Origin of the sequence: Methylobacillus draconifructus (genome assembly GCF_045984385.1) — a bacterium.
Lineage (GTDB): Bacteria > Pseudomonadota > Gammaproteobacteria > Burkholderiales > Methylophilaceae > Methylobacillus > Methylobacillus flagellatus_A.
On the sequence record NZ_JBJQIJ010000005.1, the window covers coordinates 133,834 to 148,398 of the forward strand.

Consider the following 14,565-nt stretch of genomic DNA (forward strand, 5'->3'; position numbering starts at 1 on the left):
CATGCGTTTCGACAAATTGACTACAAAATTCCAGCAAGCCCTGGCTGACGCGCAAAGCATCGCGGTCGGCAACGACAATCCCAACATCGAAGCCTCGCACCTGCTGCTGGCCCTGCTCAACCAGGACGACGGCGGCACCGCATCGCTGCTCGCGCGCGCCGGGGCGAACCTGGCCCCGCTTAGGGCCGGGTTGCAGACCGCGATCGACAACCTGCCGAAAGTACAGGGCAATAGCGGCGATGTCTCGATTTCGCGCGAGCTCAACAACCTCCTCAACGTCACCGACAGGAACGCCCAGAAACGCAACGACGCCTATATCGCGAGCGAGATGTTCCTGCTCGCGCTGGCCGACGACAAGGGCGAGACCGGCCGCTTGCTGAAGACCCACGGCTTGACCAAGCAGGCGCTGGAGCAGGCGGTCAACGCCGTGCGCGGCAGCGATACCGTCAATAGCCAGGAGGCGGAAGGCAACCGCGAGGCCCTGAAGAAGTTCACGGTCGACCTGACCGAGCGAGCGCGCTCCGGCAAGCTCGATCCCGTGATCGGGCGCGACGATGAAATCCGGCGCGCGATCCAGGTATTGCAGCGCCGCACCAAGAACAACCCGGTATTGATCGGCGAGCCCGGCGTGGGCAAGACCGCGATTGTGGAAGGCCTTGCTCAGCGCATCGTCAATGGCGAGGTGCCGGAAACGCTCAAGAACAAGCGCGTGCTGGTGCTGGACATGGCGGGCCTGTTGGCGGGCGCCAAGTACCGGGGCGAGTTCGAGGAGCGCTTGCAGGCCGTATTGAAGGAGCTGGCGCAGGATGAAGGCCAGACCATCGTCTTCATCGATGAAATCCACACCATGGTGGGCGCCGGCAAGGCGGAAGGCGCGATGGATGCCGGCAATATGCTCAAGCCGGCGCTCGCGCGCGGCGAATTGCACTGCGTAGGCGCGACCACGCTGGACGAATACCGCAAGTACATCGAGAAGGATGCCGCGCTGGAGCGCCGCTTCCAGAAGGTGCTGGTGGACGAGCCCTCGGTCGAGGCGACCATCGCCATCCTGCGCGGCTTGCAGGAAAAATACGAAGTGCACCACGGCGTCGAGATCACCGACCCCGCGATCGTCGCCGCCGCCGAGTTGAGCCACCGCTACATTACCGACCGCTTCCTGCCGGACAAGGCCATCGACCTGATCGACGAGGCGGCGTCGCGCATCAAGATGGAAATCGATTCCAAGCCGGAAGCGCTGGACAAGCTCGAGCGCCGCCTGATCCAGCTCAAGATCGAGCGCGAAGCGGTGCACCGCGAGAAGGACGAGGCTTCGCAAAAGCGCCTGTCGCTGATCGAGGATGAAATTCGCCGCCTGGAGAAGGAATATGCCGATCTGGAGGAAATCTGGAAGGCGGAAAAAGCCCAGGTCCAGGGCAGCAAGCACCTGAAGGAAGAGATCGAGAAGGTCAAGCTGCAGATCGAGGAAGCCACGCGCAAGGGCGAATGGCAGAAAGTCTCCGAGCTGCAATACGGCAAGCTGCCGCAGCTGGAAACCCAGCTCAAGCAGGCCGCTAGCGCCGAGGAAGGCGAGCCTAAGCAACACCGCCTGCTGCGCACGCAGGTCGGCGCGGAAGAAATCGCCGAGGTGGTGTCGCGCGCGACGGGCATCCCTGTCTCCAAGATGCTGCAAGGCGAGCGCGACAAGCTACTGCATATGGAAGACAAATTGCATGAGCGCGTGGTGGGGCAGGACGAGGCGGTGCGCCTGGTCAGCGACGCGATCCGTCGTTCGCGCTCAGGCTTGTCCGACCCCAACAAGCCGTATGGCTCCTTCCTGTTCCTGGGCCCTACCGGCGTGGGCAAGACCGAGCTCACCAAGGCGTTGGCGGGTTTCCTGTTCGATTCGGAAGACCACCTGATCCGCATCGACATGAGCGAGTTCATGGAAAAGCATTCCGTGGCGCGCCTGATCGGCGCGCCGCCGGGCTACGTCGGCTACGAAGAGGGCGGCTACCTGACCGAGGCCGTGCGCCGCAAGCCTTACTCGGTGATCCTGCTGGACGAGGTCGAGAAAGCGCACCCGGACGTGTTCAACGTGCTGCTGCAGGTGCTGGACGACGGGCGTTTGACCGATGGCCAGGGCCGTACCGTGGACTTCAAGAATACGGTGATCATCATGACCTCCAACCTCGGATCGCAGATGATCCAGAACATGAGCGGCGACGACTACCAAGTCGTCAAGCTCGCCGTGATGGCCGAGGTGAAAGCCAATTTCAGGCCCGAGTTCGTCAACCGCATCGACGAGGTAGTGGTGTTCCACGCGCTGGGCGAGTCGCACGTGAAGTCGATTGCCGGCATCCAGTTGCAGAGTTTGGCCAAGCGCCTGGCGGCGATGGACATGCAGCTAGACGTCAGCGATGCTGCGCTGGCCGAGATTGCCAACGCCGGTTTCGATCCTGTGTATGGCGCACGTCCGCTCAAGCGTGCGATCCAGTCCGAGATCGAGAACCCGCTGGCCAAGGAAATCCTCAATGGCACATTTGCCGCTAAGGATACGGTGCATGTGGACTTCAAGGGCGGGCGCATGGTGTTCAGCAAGGCTTGACCATAACGGGGCAGGAATATTCCTGCCCCGTTTCTTATGATCAGAGTGAAAAATTTTGCACTAGAATATGAACGGTTGGGAATTTGGCGGCCGCTTCATGGTCATACAGGCAGTTTGGCCTGTCATGGCCTTTGAAGCAGGTTTGGAGTGATCTGGCAGGCGCCAGGAGGATGAGATGAGATTGATCGTTGCTGTCGTGATGGGCAGTTTGGTACTGGCGGGGTGCGCGTCTACCCAGCAGCAGAAGGAACCGCAGATCCAGCGTATTTCCGCTGAAGAACTGGAGAAGCTACTGCCGCAGCCTGCGCCGTTCATTACCTATGACGAGCTGGTGCGCCTGTCCAAGGCCGGTACCAGCCCTGACGAGATCATTGCCAAGATCAAGGAAAGCAATTCGCGCTACGACCTGACCCCCTCCAAGGCGTTGGAGCTGAGCAAGCAGGGCGTGGACCCCAAGGTGCTCGATTATATTTACAGCAGCCGCGAGCAGGCGTTGCGGGACGGTTTTGCTGAAGAGCTGAACAAGCGCGAGAAGGAAAAAGTGATAGAGCAGGAAAAGCTGCGCCGTGAATACCAATGGCGCAACCGCGGATTCTATGACCCCTTCTGGGGACCTGGTTACGGCCCATACTGGCGCGGCTACTATGGCCCGCGCTGGGGCTGGTGGTAGACAGTAGCGCAAGCTTGGGGCTGGTTTTCCAGCCCTTTTTTATTGCCAGTAAAAATATATTCAGCGATCCATATCGCGCGTGGCGGCGCGCCAGCGCAATTTCTCCGAATAGCGGTGCCGGGCCTGCAGGCGGGTGTCCTTTAGGATGATCTCCAGGGTCTCGCCCAGGATGCGGACGACGCCAAGGATGGGAATCACCAGCATTAAGCCCGCCACGCCTGCAATCGCCTCGCCGATCAGGAACATCATGATGGTGAGCAGCGGATGAATGCGCAGGCTGCGCCCGACAATGGCGGGTAGGAAGAAGAAATCGTCCAGCATGCGGATCATGATGAACAATGCTGCCAGGCTGTAGATCACGCCGATGTTGCCCGGCATGTCGGTGGAAGCGACCAGCGCCACGATGGCAAACCCCAGCAAGGGGCCCAGGTATGGTATCCAGCACAGGACGGCCACAATCATGCCCAGCATCAAGGGGGAAGATATGCCGAGCGCCCACAAGCCCAATGTCGTCAGGATGGTATCGATCACCGTCATCTTCATGAGGCCGACAAAATAGAGCCTGGCGGTCTGGTCTACCGCATGGATGAGGTAAAGGGTTTTCTCGAAGAAGGCGTTAGGCACGGCGGCGCCGAGCATTTTCCTGAAATTGGCGCCATCCTTGAGCATGAAGAAGGTAATGATCGGCGTGAGCAGCAGGGAAGGCAGCCAGGTGGCGAGCCCGCTCAGTATCTTGCCCAGGTATTTGTCGGAAAAGTGCTCTGAGACGTCCGTAATCTGCTTCGAGATGTTGTCGCCGAAATGGGCGGTCTGCAGGAAGCTAAACTTCTCCTGCACGCCTTGCAGCGCCTGTTCTGCCAAGGCCGCTCCCCCGGCGGAGTAATGGGCGAAGCCCGTCTGCCATGATGCCGCGTTGGCAACCACCATGGGATAGACCAACAGCAGCCCGACCACGGTCACCACCAGGAACGCGCCGCTCAATGCCACCGCAGCAAGCCCGCGTCCCGTGCCTGCGGCCACCATCTTTTTCTCCAGCGGGGCAAGCAGGTAATAGAGGATCAACGCCAGCAGGAAAGGCACCACCAGCCAAAGGATTTTCTTGAAGATCAGCAACAGCAGGCAGGTGGTGGCAATGATCCCCGCCCAGGCCAACGGACCGGGCCCGTGCTGCTCGTTCGCCAATAAGGGCTGGTCGATGGTTTCGCGTTCAATTTCGGGAAATTGAACGCGCCTCAGGCTGCAATGCTCGGAAATGGTATCCGCGATCTGCGGATGCGTATGCAGCAAATGCAGGAAGTCGTCCCGGAACAGTACCGCAAGCACGCAGTCTTCCAAGGCGCGGATCTGGGTTTTGCGGCGCACGTTCTCCAGCAAGGCCCGCTCCCCGAAAAACTGCCCCGCCTCCAGGGTGCCGATGATCTGCCCGTCCAGCGATACCCGCACCTTCCCCGAGAGGATGAAGTAAATGGCCTGACCTTCCTCATGCGGGTCGAAGATGATTTCATCCCGCACATAAGTGCGCTGGTGCAGCAGGTTGTTCAGGGTGTCCAGCTCGTGGTTGCTGAGCCCGGCCAGCAAAGGCACCTCGCGCAATACAATCTGGTGGTGGGATACGGCGGGGTGGCGGAAACGGCTGAGTAACATGGGAAAGGCTCTGGGCTTGTATTGCCGACTATTCTATCCCGAGGCGGCCGGATCACAAGAGGGCAAGCGGCGAAGCAAGCAGGAGTTGCGCTGCCGCAAACAAGCAGTCAGGCCCGCGCCGGGACGGCAACGAGCCAGACTGCAGGAGATCAATTGCGTGGGCGACGACGACGTGCAGCCAGGCCCAATACACCTAATCCTGCCAGCAGCATCGCATAGGAACTTGCTTCCGGCACGGCGGCAATATTGGCTACCACCTGGATGGATTGCAGGTTGAGCGACGCAGTGCCTATGACGCCTTGGTCTTCATATACATCTTCCCAATAGCCATCCTCTACCCATTGATCGGGCTCGCAGAATCCATATTCGTCACATGGCCCTGGTACGTAATAGCCGGTGTCAATCCACACCTGACCCATATAAACAGACGTCCAAGTATAATCCGCCCAAGCTTCGAAAGAGCCAGCGATCGTGGGTGGAATGTCACCGGAAATGATGCCTGTTGCGCTGAAGCTGGAGCCATACCCGTCATAACCGTAAAATGATGCTCCTGAACCGTTAACGCTCACACCAGCGGCACCCAGGCTACCGTTTGACGCGTCATAAGTGCCGGAATAGGTGATGGAGTAACTTTCGATGACCTGGCCGGGATGTACAGTAAAGGACAACGGAAGGGAAAAGGTGCCGGAAAAGCTTTCGTAACTAAAATAACGCCCGCCGTCCGCACTGACATACAGAGCGCCATTAAAGTTGATTGAAACCCCATTGGTAACACCGGATATTGAAGCAATACTGTTATCCAGCGTTTGCCATCCGTAATATGCATCCTCGACTTCGAGCTGGAACGTATCCGGATCGTAGGTGATATCGACGGCACTGGAGTTGATGGTGGTGGGGGCAGCCAAAGCGGGAATAGCGGTTGCGAGCATGACGACGGCACTCAAGTAACGCATTTTCATTTTGATTCTCCCAGGGATGATGGAGGCTATGATTATGGGCGTGGTAAAGGTATATTGATATACCTTGTGAATGGTCCGAATGGACTATTGGGCGGGCGTTTTCATTGCAGAAATTTGGGGCTGGACGGTTCTTTATTTTTCGGTGCCGCACTCGGCCGTTATACTTCGGACATCAGGCTAAGCCTCAGGAGTCATTGCATGCAGCAGCAACATCACCAGATCGTTCAACATACCAACGGGCGCCGTTTGTATGACATTACACCTGCCGTGACGCGGTGGGTGGGCGCGGCCGGCATCCGCCAGGGCTTGTTGACGCTGTACATCCAGCATACTTCGGCCAGCATCCTCATCAACGAGAATTACGATTCCGACGTGCTGGTGGATATGGAAAGCTTCTTCGAGCGCCTGGTGCCTGACGGCGACCCGCTGTTCATCCATACCGCCGAGGGGCCGGATGACATGCCGGCGCATGTGCGATCCGCATTGACGCAGACCAGCATCTCCATCCCGGTCGTGGACGGCAAGGCGGCGCTGGGCACTTGGCAGGGGATATTCCTCTACGAGCACCGGCGCATGTCGCATACGCGCAAGGTGTTGCTGCACTTGATAGGCGAATAAGCAGCGGCAGGAAGTCTCGCTGTTCTGTGGGATGGTTTCGTTATACTGTTTTATAAGCTTTGTTTGAGCCGCGCCTGCGGGCGCTTTTACTTCACCACGCTCCAGCTCAGCGGGTCGAAAGGCTTGCTCTGGTGGCGTAGCTCAAAGTAAACGCCGTGCTGTTCATTGCCGCCGCTGTTGCCGACCGAGGCGATGGTATCCCCACCCTTGACGTTGTCCCCGACTTGCTTCAACACTGCCTGATTGTTGCCGTACAGGCTCATGTAGCCGCTGCCGTGGTCGACGATGATGAGGTTGCCAAAACCGCGCAACCAGTCGGCGAACACGACCTGGCCGCTGGCGACGGATTTGACCTCGCTGCCTTCGTTGGCCCGGATGAACAGGCCTTTCCAGGAAATGCCGGTGTCGGCGCGGCTGCTGCCGAAGCGGTTGGTGATTTCGCCGCGCACCGGCAGGTTGAGCTTGCCCTTGAGCGAGGCGAAGTTGGTGCCGTCAAACGCGTTGCTGGGCAAAGTATCATTGCGGCCGACGATCTTGCCGCCCGGGGATTTGTTGCCGGCGCTTGCGGCTTGCTTTGATTTGTCGCGCGCGGCCTCGCGTTGGGCTTTCTCCCGGGCAGCCTTTTCACGCGCGGCTTGTTCGCGCGCAGCCTTGGCGAGCTTTTCCATCAATTGCGTCAGGCGCTGTTCGTCGCGCTTGAGCTTGTCGATCTCGTTGCGTTGCGCGCTGATCTTGCTGGAGAGCTGCTTGACCAGTTTGTCGCGCTGCTTCTTCTGTTGTTGCAGTTCCGTGCGCTCTTTTTCCTGCTGCTCCTGGAGCGCATCCAGTTGCGCCAGGGTTCTGCTGGTTTCCGCATTGAGGGCCTCTACCTTGGCAAGGTTGGCGGAGGCTGCGTCCATCAATTCCTTGCGCGCCTGGGACACATAGCCGAAGTAGTGCAATTGGCGTGCCGCGGCGTTGGGGTCTTGCTGCTGCAACAGCACCTGCGCCTGGTTGGGCTTGCCATGCAGGTATTGCTGGTAGAACTGCTGGTTCAGCAGCGCCTGCTGCTGCTTGAGTTCAGCCTCATGCGCGGCTTTCTGTTTTTGCAGGGATTGCAAGGCCTGGCTGCTCTCCTGCTGCTGCTGCTTGAGGTCAACCAGCTTGCGGTTGGCGTCGCTGATGGCCTTTTCGCTTTTCTTGAGCGCATCTGCGGCCTCGGCATGCGCCTCCTTGGAGCTGTCCAGTTCTTTCTTTAGCGATTCTAGCCGCTGGTGAATTTCATCCAGCGCGGCTTTCGGCTTTTCCGGGTCGTTCTTGGCGGCCCATGCGGCTGGCGCGGCAGAAAGGCTGCTCGCAAGCAGCATGCTGAGCCAGCGCACGTGCATACGCTACGCCGCCTGGAAGGTGACCAGGGATTTGCCGGTCATTTCAGGCGGCTGCTTAAGCCCCATCATGGCCAGCAGCGTCGGCGCCAAGTCGCACAGCGAGCCGGTGCCGGGGGCGGCCAGCGTGGCAGGTTTGCCGATGAAGAACAGCGGCACCTGGTTGGTGGTGTGCTGGGTATGGGGCTGGTTGTTCTCGTAGTCGCGCATCTGCTCGACATTGCCGTGGTCGGCCGTGATGATCATTTGCCCGCCAATGCTTTCCATCGCCTTGACGATGCGCGCAATGCAGGTGTCTATGGTTTCCACGGCCTTGATCGAGGCGTTGAGGTCGCCGGAGTGGCCCACCATGTCGCAATTGGCATAGTTGCAGATGATGGCGTCGTATTTCCTGCTCAGGATGGCGGCTTCCAGCTTGTCGGTCATTTCGTAAGCGCTCATCTCGGGTTGCAGGTCGTAGGTAGCCACCTTGGGGGAGGGGACCAGGATGCGATCTTCGCCGTTGAAGACTTGCTCCTCGCCGCCATTGAAGAAGAAGGTGACGTGCGGGTATTTCTCCGTCTCGGCAATGCGCAATTGCGTCAAGCCGTGCTGGGCGACATATTCGCCGAAGGTGTTGCGGATTTCCACCGGGGCGAAAATCGGCTTGGCCCGTGTTTCCGCCTTGTCGTAGAGGGTCAGGGTGTAAAAGCCTGCCAGCTTGGGCTGGCGGCGGCGGTTGAAGCCTTCGAAGTCGGGGTCGAGCAAGGCGTGCGTGAGCTGGCGCGCGCGGTCTGAGCGGAAGTTGACGAAGATCACCACGTCGCCGTCTTCCATGGTCACGGGCTGCTCCCCGGCGGCCGCAATCGCTGTGGCCTTGACGAACTCGTCCTTCTCGTCGCGCGCATAGGCGGCTTCCAGGCCTTGCAGGGCGGTGGCCGCGGCAAACTCGCCCTGGCCGTCGGTAATGAGGTTGTAGGCGGCCTCGACGCGGGGCCAGCGCTTATCCCTGTCCATGGCATAGAAACGGCCGCAAATCGAGGCGATCTTGCCGCCGCCGATGCGGGCGCAGGCTTGCTCGAGCTTTTCCAGGTAAGGCCTGGCGCTGATCGGCGGCGTGTCGCGCCCGTCGAGGAAGGCATGCACATACACTTTTTCCACGCCGGCTTTCACCGCCATTTCAATGGTGGCGTGGATATGGTCCTGGTGGCTGTGCACGCCGCCGTCGGATACCAGGCCGAGGATATGTACCGCCTTGTGCGCGGCCTTGGCCTTGTCGGCAGCCTCGACCAGGACGGGATTGCTGAAGAACTCCCTCGATGCGATGGAGCGGTTGATGCGCTCGAAATCCTGGAACACGACACGTCCGGCGCCGATGTTCAGGTGGCCGACCTCGGAGTTGCCCATCTGTCCGCTGGGTAGTCCGACAAAAGTCTCGGAAGCGTTGATCAGGGTATGCGGGTACTGTGCCCAGAAGCGGTCGATGTTGGGCGTATTGGCCAGGGCGATGGCATTGTCGTGGCTATCTTCACGGTAGCCGAAGCCATCAAGGATAACGAGTAATGCAGGCGTTACAGTCATTGCGGTCAGGATTCCGGTGAGCTCAAGAAATAGCCCTGTATTTTAGAGAGTTTTTGTTGATCACGCATGTTTAATCGCTGATTTGATCCGCCAGGAATGGTTTTTGTTCAGTTTTTTGCAATATGGGCTTGAATTTTCCCCGGCCGGCATCATCTAGTCTGAAATGGCCGCCTGTAGGCGATGGTAATTTTAGTACAATGATGCCTTTCGGGCATATCTTGAGGTGACTGTGGATTTTTTTGCAAAGAACGCATTATGGATCGGGCTGGCAATCGGCTCCGGCATCATGTTGCTGTTGCCGACAATCAGGCGCGGGGCCGGGGCTGCCGTCAGCGCCAGCGATGCGGTGATCTTGATCAACCGTTCCCATGCCGTGGTGCTGGATGTGCGTGACGACGCCGAATTCGCGGCCGGCCATATTGCCGATGCCAAGCATATCCCATTGGCGCAGCTGCCCGAGCGCCTCAAGGAGTTGAGCAAGTTCAAGAACAAGCCGGTGCTGGTGTATTGCGAAAGCGGCGCGCGTGCCGGCAAGGCGGCGGCTATCCTGGCAAAAAACGAATTCAAGCAGGTTAAGCAATTGCAGGGCGGCGTCAAGGCTTGGCAGGACGCCAAGCTGCCGCTGGTGAAAGGGTAGGCCGTGGCGAATATCCTTATGTATACCACCGGCACTTGCCCTTACTGCATCAATGCCGAGCGCTTGCTGCTGAGCAAGGGCGTGCAGCAAATCAACAAGGTGCGCGTCGACCTCGAGCCCGAGCTCAGGCTGAAAATGATGGAACAGACCGGCCGGCGCACTGTTCCACAAATCTATATCGACGATGTGCATGTGGGCGGGTTCGATGACCTGCGTGCGCTCGATATGGCCGGCAAGCTGGACCCATTGCTGGCGAAATAGTGTCACGGTTTTGTAGTACAAAACCTGGGCTGAAGCGGATAAAATGGCAGGCTTGAGTTTTAGACGCTTTTTGGTTTTTAATTTTATTAATATGTAGGGGCGCGCTTGGCGCAACCCGAAGTCAAGGGAAGAGACATGGCAGAAGAACAGGCAGCAGCACAAGAGCAACAACCGGCATTCGGTATCGAGAAGGTCTACGTCAAGGATCTCTCGCTGGAAATCCCGCATGCACCGCAAATTTTCATTCAGCGCGAAGCGCCCCAGGTTTCCATCGAGTTGAGCAATGCCACCGCTCAACTGGAAGACGGCATTTACGAAGTGGTGGTTACCGTGACCGTGACTTCCAAGCTCGGCGACAAGACAGTGTTCCTGGTGGAAGTGGCCCAGGCCGGTATTTTCCAGATCCGCAACGTGCCTCAGGACAATATCGACATCATCCTCGGCGTGACTTGCCCGAACATCATTTTCCCATACGCACGCGAAACCATCTCCGATATCGTGACGCGCGCAGGTTTCCCACCTGTATTGCTCAACCCTGTCAACTTTGAAGCGCTGTACGCACAGCAAAAACAAGAGCAGGCCAAGGCGAATGGCGCAACCACACACTAAGCTGTCTTTAGCTGTCGCAATCCTGCTGATGCCGGTCATGGCATCGGCAGTCGAATTCCGTTCCGTGTCCGTGCCCAAGGCGGTGGTGTACGACGCTCCTTCCGCACAGGGCAAGAAAACATATATTCTTGACCAAGGCTATCCCGTCGAGGTGATCGTGAACCTGGGGGAATGGCTGAAAGTGCGTGACGCGCAGGGCGGCCTCAACTGGATAGAGGCCAAGCAGCTTGCGAACAAGCGTACCGTGCTGGTCAAGGGCGGCCAGGCCGACATACGCCAGGCTGCGGATGCAGCCTCAGCGCTGCTGGGCAAGGCCGACAAGGATGTCGTGCTCGACATGCTGGAGTCTCCGGTCAATGGCTGGGTCAAGGTCAAGCACAGGGACGGCATCACGGGCTATATATCGGCCTCCTCCCTGTGGGGCTTTTGATGCGGCTGGTTAAATAGTCCACTATTAATCCACTATGAAAATTTCAGTTTTAGGCGCTGGCGCTTGGGGTACGGCACTGGCCCTGCAAATCAGCCGCCAGCACCAGGTATCGCTCTGGACGCGCAACCAGGCGCATATCATGGATATGCAGGTGACGCGCGCCAACCTGCAATACCTCGGCGACTTCGCGTTTGGCGACCAGCTCACGGTGGAAGGCGACCTTGGCCGCGCGCTGGATGGCGCCGACCTGATCGTCTCCGTGGTGCCGACCAACGGTTTCCGCAATACGTTGAAGGACATCAAGCGGCTGGGTTCCGATGCGCCCGTGGTCTGGGCTTCCAAGGGGTTGGAGGCCGCCACTGCCAAGTTGCCGCACGAGGTCGCGCAGGATGAGCTGGGCGACAGCCGCCACTGGGGCGTTTTGTCCGGGCCGAGTTTCGCGGCGGAGCTGGTGCGTGGGCTACCCACGGCCGTAACCCTCGCCGCGAATGATGCGGATTTTGCCGCCAAGGCCGGCGCGATGCTGCATGGCGGCAACTTCCGCGTCTATACCAGCACCGATGTCATCGGGGTATCGGTCGGCGGCGCGCTCAAGAACGTATTGGCGATTGCCGCAGGCATCAGCGACGGCATGCAGTGCGGCAACAACGCCCGCGCCGCATTGATTACGCGTGGCATGGCCGAAATGACGCGCTTCGGCGTAGCCTTGGGCGGCGCCAAGGAAACCTTCATGGGCTTGACCGGCGCAGGCGACTTGATCCTGACCTGTACCGGGCAATACTCCCGTAACCGTGAGGTGGGCCTGCGCCTTGCCAACGGCCAGACCCTGCAGGAAATCCTCAAGACCCTGGGTCACGTGGCTGAAGGCGTGCATACCGCGCGCGAAGTGGTCAAGCGCGCGAGCCTGCTGGGCGTCGAGATGCCGATTACGCAGGAGGTCGACCAAGTGCTTTCGCATGGGCGCTCGCCGCGGCAGGCGATGGAGAACCTGCTCAGCCGGGAGCAGAAGTCCGAATCGCTATAGCGTTGGCGTCAAAACCGCAATGTTCAAAAGCACCAGCGCTGGTGCTTTTTTGTTATATGGGTTGTGATGTGGGGTGTGTTGATTTTATCTCGAGCCGCATGCCTGGGCCGATTGACTCAGCATCAGATACCGCGCGCTAGACCGCGCCGGCGAAATCATGCTGGCGCCAGGCCTCGTACAGCAGGATGGCGGCCGAGTTCGACAGGTTGAGGCTGCGGCTTTCCGGCATCATCGGCAGCCTGACCCTGTGCTGCGGGCTGAACTCGGCGCGGATATCTTCTGGCAGGCCGCGTGTTTCCGGGCCGAATACAAACACATCGCCGGGCAGGAAGCGAATGTCGCTATGGCGGGTGCTGCCCTTGGTGGTGAGCGCGAACATCCTGCGTCCAGCCAGCGCCTGTTTGCAGGCTTCCCAGCTCTCGTGCACGACCAGGCTGGCATATTCGTGGTAATCCAGCCCCGCGCGCTTGAGCTGTTTGTCCTCCAGTTCGAACCCCAGCGGCCTGACCAGGTGCAGGCGGGTATTGCTGTTGGCGCACAGGCGTATGATGTTGCCGGTGTTGGGCGGGATTTCGGGCTGGTATAACACGATTTCAAACATGGTTCATTCTGCAATGGTACGGGCGATCACCCAGCATTCTACATGGCTGGCGCCCGCATCCTTCACTGTTTTTGCCAGCGCGTCGAGGCTGGCGCCGGTTGTCATGACGTCATCCAGCAATATCACGCGCATATCTTTCAATGCCGCCCGGCATTCGAAGGCGCCTTGCATGTTCCTGATGCGCTGCTTGTAAGGCAGGCTCGCCTGCGGCGGCGTCGGCTTGATACGCGCGCATGCCTGCAAGGCGAGGGGAATATGCAGTTGCTCGCTGACCACCTTGGCAATCTCCGCAGACTGGTTGAAGCTGCGCTCCTGCAGGCGCCGGCGATGCAATGGCATCGGGATAATGCAGTCGGCGGCCGATTGCCTGCCTATATGTTCGGCAACCAGCAGCCCCATGGTGCGGGCAATGGTAAGCAATTGCCCGTATTTGTATTGCTGCAGCACTGCCGATAGGGGAAACCGATATTGAAACAAACTGCGGGTGGCATCGAACGCAGGCGGGGTTTTCAGGCATTGCCCGCACAGCATGTTGTCGCTGCTTGGCAGCGCGCATTGAGGGCAGGCGTTGTCCATGTGCCACGGCATGTCGTCCAGGCAACCGACGCATATGCCCAACGGGCCTGCCTGCCAGCTTGAGCAAAGCAGGCACGACTGGGGGAACAGCGTTTCCATGAATCCTGCCATACGGATAGTGTTGCTCTTATGGGCGTGGATAAACAGGCAAGGGATTGTAATGCCTTATTCCCGATTTTCGTCCGAAAGTGCAAAGCAGGCAAGCAGTGCGGACGTGTATGAGTGTTCAAGACATGTCTATTCTGTCCTGTCATGATTCATGGCGCCTTCATTAAAGAGGACAGACCTGCGGGCACGACAACGAGAAATGCAATCGCCCAGAGTATCAGTATCAGTGCAAGGCATTGCCCACCATGGGAATCAAGACGCTGGCAAATATCATGGATGCAAGCAGGCAGCCGGATATCCCATAGAAACGGTATCCGGCATTGCAGTGATTGCAATGATGGAACCTATATTGAATATCTGGGCGCGCTTTTTTTGCATTATGAAAAATTTCTAAATTAAATAATCTCTCTGGCGAGCCGCACTCGGCTAAATACGAGGTAAAACCCAGAGAGAGATGCAGGACATGTTCTTGAATGTTGCCGAAGCGATCTCCTACAGCCATCACAGCCTGGACTGACAGCCAGATCAAGCCTGGGCCTACATGACTCCATGAAAAAATCCCTTAGCATGGTGTTTCGTATCGATGACCAATTGGAAGGAGAACGTAATGAAGGGTTTTTATAGCGTGCTCATGTCAGCCTTTCTGGTAATTCTAATGCCCCATGCTTATGCGGCTGATCCCACTGGCGATGCCCCGCCTGCCCACAAGCAGAAGAATACAGTGCCTGATTCCCCTGCAAGCGGGAATTACCTTGAGCCTCAACAGCAAGGCACGACAGAGGGAAGCAGTAGTGAAAGCCTGAAGGACGGTGCTGTTCCGACCAATGCCAAAGAAAAGAGCCAGCGTTTCAAGAATGAGCCTGAGCAAGGCGGCACCGACGTTAACCAAAAGCAAAGGTAGTAAGTAAGGTGTTTTGCTG

Annotated in this window: 16 protein-coding genes; 9 read left to right on the forward strand and 7 right to left on the reverse strand. The window is 58.6% G+C overall.

Translation table 11 applies throughout. From position 1 onward, the window contains the following. Position 1 precedes the first annotated feature (1 nt). Positions 2-2,584, forward strand: coding sequence for an ATP-dependent chaperone ClpB (clpB, locus tag ACKF11_RS12195; RefSeq protein ID WP_407997263.1), 2,583 nt, complete (start codon positions 2-4; stop codon positions 2,582-2,584). Positions 2,585-2,759: 175 nt separating this feature from the next. After that, positions 2,760-3,254: a hypothetical protein gene (locus tag ACKF11_RS12200; RefSeq protein WP_407997264.1), complete on the forward strand. Its 495-nt coding sequence runs from the start codon at positions 2,760-2,762 to the stop codon at positions 3,252-3,254. 60 nt (positions 3,255-3,314) lie between these two features. Here the strand turns inward: ACKF11_RS12200 and ACKF11_RS12205 are convergent, their stop codons facing one another. Beyond that, the gene (locus ACKF11_RS12205) at positions 3,315-4,898 is read right to left on the reverse strand and encodes an AI-2E family transporter (RefSeq protein ID WP_309566310.1); all 1,584 of its coding nucleotides are present in this window, start codon (positions 4,896-4,898) and stop codon (positions 3,315-3,317) included. A gap of 149 nt (positions 4,899-5,047) precedes the next feature. Then, positions 5,048-5,857 (reverse strand): PEP-CTERM sorting domain-containing protein, encoded by an 810-nt coding sequence (locus tag ACKF11_RS12210; RefSeq protein ID WP_407997265.1) that lies wholly within the window; start codon positions 5,855-5,857, stop codon positions 5,048-5,050. A 198-nt stretch (positions 5,858-6,055) separates the two neighbouring features. On the opposite strand from ACKF11_RS12210, the gene ACKF11_RS12215 reads away from it, so the two are divergent. Next, on the forward strand, positions 6,056-6,475 hold the full coding sequence (locus tag ACKF11_RS12215) for a secondary thiamine-phosphate synthase enzyme YjbQ (RefSeq protein WP_309566312.1): 420 nt from the start codon (positions 6,056-6,058) through the stop codon (positions 6,473-6,475). Between the two features lie 86 nt (positions 6,476-6,561). Here the strand turns inward: ACKF11_RS12215 and ACKF11_RS12220 are convergent, their stop codons facing one another. Both ACKF11_RS12220 and gpmI read right to left on the reverse strand, forming a co-directional pair. Next, complete coding sequence (locus tag ACKF11_RS12220) at positions 6,562-7,842, reverse strand: murein hydrolase activator EnvC family protein (RefSeq protein ID WP_407997266.1); 1,281 nt, start codon at positions 7,840-7,842, stop codon at positions 6,562-6,564. A gap of 3 nt (positions 7,843-7,845) precedes the next feature. Further along, positions 7,846-9,399, reverse strand: coding sequence for a 2,3-bisphosphoglycerate-independent phosphoglycerate mutase (gene gpmI, locus ACKF11_RS12225; protein WP_407997267.1), 1,554 nt, complete (start codon positions 9,397-9,399; stop codon positions 7,846-7,848). A 229-nt stretch (positions 9,400-9,628) separates the two neighbouring features. Between gpmI and ACKF11_RS12230 the strand changes: the two genes are divergently transcribed. From ACKF11_RS12230 to ACKF11_RS12250, 5 genes are all read left to right on the forward strand, one after another. Then, a complete protein-coding gene (locus ACKF11_RS12230) occupies positions 9,629-10,036 on the forward strand; it encodes a rhodanese-like domain-containing protein (RefSeq protein WP_407997268.1) in 408 nt (135 codons plus the stop codon). 3 nt (positions 10,037-10,039) lie between these two features. Next, on the forward strand, positions 10,040-10,297 hold the full coding sequence (gene grxC, locus ACKF11_RS12235; RefSeq protein ID WP_407993020.1) for a glutaredoxin 3: 258 nt from the start codon (positions 10,040-10,042) through the stop codon (positions 10,295-10,297). 135 nt (positions 10,298-10,432) lie between these two features. After that, on the forward strand, positions 10,433-10,906 hold the full coding sequence (gene secB, locus ACKF11_RS12240; RefSeq protein WP_309566318.1) for a protein-export chaperone SecB: 474 nt from the start codon (positions 10,433-10,435) through the stop codon (positions 10,904-10,906). Positions 10,907-10,943: 37 nt separating this feature from the next. Further along, a complete protein-coding gene (locus tag ACKF11_RS12245) occupies positions 10,944-11,336 on the forward strand; it encodes an SH3 domain-containing protein (protein ID WP_407997269.1) in 393 nt (130 codons plus the stop codon). A gap of 34 nt (positions 11,337-11,370) precedes the next feature. After that, complete coding sequence (locus ACKF11_RS12250) at positions 11,371-12,360, forward strand: NAD(P)H-dependent glycerol-3-phosphate dehydrogenase (RefSeq protein WP_309566320.1); 990 nt, start codon at positions 11,371-11,373, stop codon at positions 12,358-12,360. A gap of 136 nt (positions 12,361-12,496) precedes the next feature. On the opposite strand, the gene trmL is transcribed toward ACKF11_RS12250, so the two are convergent. The 3 genes from trmL to ACKF11_RS12265 all read right to left on the reverse strand — a co-directional run bounded on the left by trmL (position 12,497) and on the right by ACKF11_RS12265 (position 14,147). After that, positions 12,497-12,961, reverse strand: coding sequence for a tRNA (uridine(34)/cytosine(34)/5-carboxymethylaminomethyluridine(34)-2'-O)-methyltransferase TrmL (gene trmL, locus ACKF11_RS12255; RefSeq protein ID WP_309566321.1), 465 nt, complete (start codon positions 12,959-12,961; stop codon positions 12,497-12,499). A gap of 3 nt (positions 12,962-12,964) precedes the next feature. Beyond that, positions 12,965-13,636: a ComFC family protein gene (locus ACKF11_RS12260; RefSeq protein WP_407997270.1), complete on the reverse strand. Its 672-nt coding sequence runs from the start codon at positions 13,634-13,636 to the stop codon at positions 12,965-12,967. Positions 13,637-13,868: 232 nt separating this feature from the next. Further along, positions 13,869-14,147, reverse strand: coding sequence for a hypothetical protein (locus ACKF11_RS12265; RefSeq protein ID WP_407997271.1), 279 nt, complete (start codon positions 14,145-14,147; stop codon positions 13,869-13,871). Positions 14,148-14,252: 105 nt separating this feature from the next. On the opposite strand from ACKF11_RS12265, the gene ACKF11_RS12270 reads away from it, so the two are divergent. Next, a complete protein-coding gene (locus ACKF11_RS12270; protein WP_407997272.1) occupies positions 14,253-14,546 on the forward strand; it encodes a hypothetical protein in 294 nt (97 codons plus the stop codon). The last annotated feature ends 19 nt before the right edge of the window (positions 14,547-14,565 follow it).

What these genes read in the sequence shown, in the direction of transcription:
- ACKF11_RS12270 (WP_407997272.1), top strand. Translation starts at nt 14,253, where the DNA reads ATGAAGGGTTTTTATAGCGTGCTCATGTCAGCCTTTCTGGTAATTCTA.
- gpmI (WP_407997267.1), bottom strand. Translation starts at nt 9,399, where the DNA reads ATGACTGTAACGCCTGCATTACTCGTTATCCTTGATGGCTTCGGCTAC.
- ACKF11_RS12200 (WP_407997264.1), top strand. Translation starts at nt 2,760, where the DNA reads ATGAGATTGATCGTTGCTGTCGTGATGGGCAGTTTGGTACTGGCGGGG.
- ACKF11_RS12260 (WP_407997270.1), bottom strand. Translation starts at nt 13,636, where the DNA reads ATGGAAACGCTGTTCCCCCAGTCGTGCCTGCTTTGCTCAAGCTGGCAG.
- secB (WP_309566318.1), top strand. Translation starts at nt 10,433, where the DNA reads ATGGCAGAAGAACAGGCAGCAGCACAAGAGCAACAACCGGCATTCGGT.
- ACKF11_RS12205 (WP_309566310.1), bottom strand. Translation starts at nt 4,898, where the DNA reads ATGTTACTCAGCCGTTTCCGCCACCCCGCCGTATCCCACCACCAGATT.
- clpB (WP_407997263.1), top strand. Translation starts at nt 2, where the DNA reads ATGCGTTTCGACAAATTGACTACAAAATTCCAGCAAGCCCTGGCTGAC.
- ACKF11_RS12210 (WP_407997265.1), bottom strand. Translation starts at nt 5,857, where the DNA reads ATGAAAATGCGTTACTTGAGTGCCGTCGTCATGCTCGCAACCGCTATT.
- ACKF11_RS12265 (WP_407997271.1), bottom strand. Translation starts at nt 14,147, where the DNA reads ATGGCTGTAGGAGATCGCTTCGGCAACATTCAAGAACATGTCCTGCAT.
- ACKF11_RS12215 (WP_309566312.1), top strand. Translation starts at nt 6,056, where the DNA reads ATGCAGCAGCAACATCACCAGATCGTTCAACATACCAACGGGCGCCGT.
- ACKF11_RS12245 (WP_407997269.1), top strand. Translation starts at nt 10,944, where the DNA reads ATGGCATCGGCAGTCGAATTCCGTTCCGTGTCCGTGCCCAAGGCGGTG.
- trmL (WP_309566321.1), bottom strand. Translation starts at nt 12,961, where the DNA reads ATGTTTGAAATCGTGTTATACCAGCCCGAAATCCCGCCCAACACCGGC.
- ACKF11_RS12220 (WP_407997266.1), bottom strand. Translation starts at nt 7,842, where the DNA reads ATGCACGTGCGCTGGCTCAGCATGCTGCTTGCGAGCAGCCTTTCTGCC.
- ACKF11_RS12250 (WP_309566320.1), top strand. Translation starts at nt 11,371, where the DNA reads ATGAAAATTTCAGTTTTAGGCGCTGGCGCTTGGGGTACGGCACTGGCC.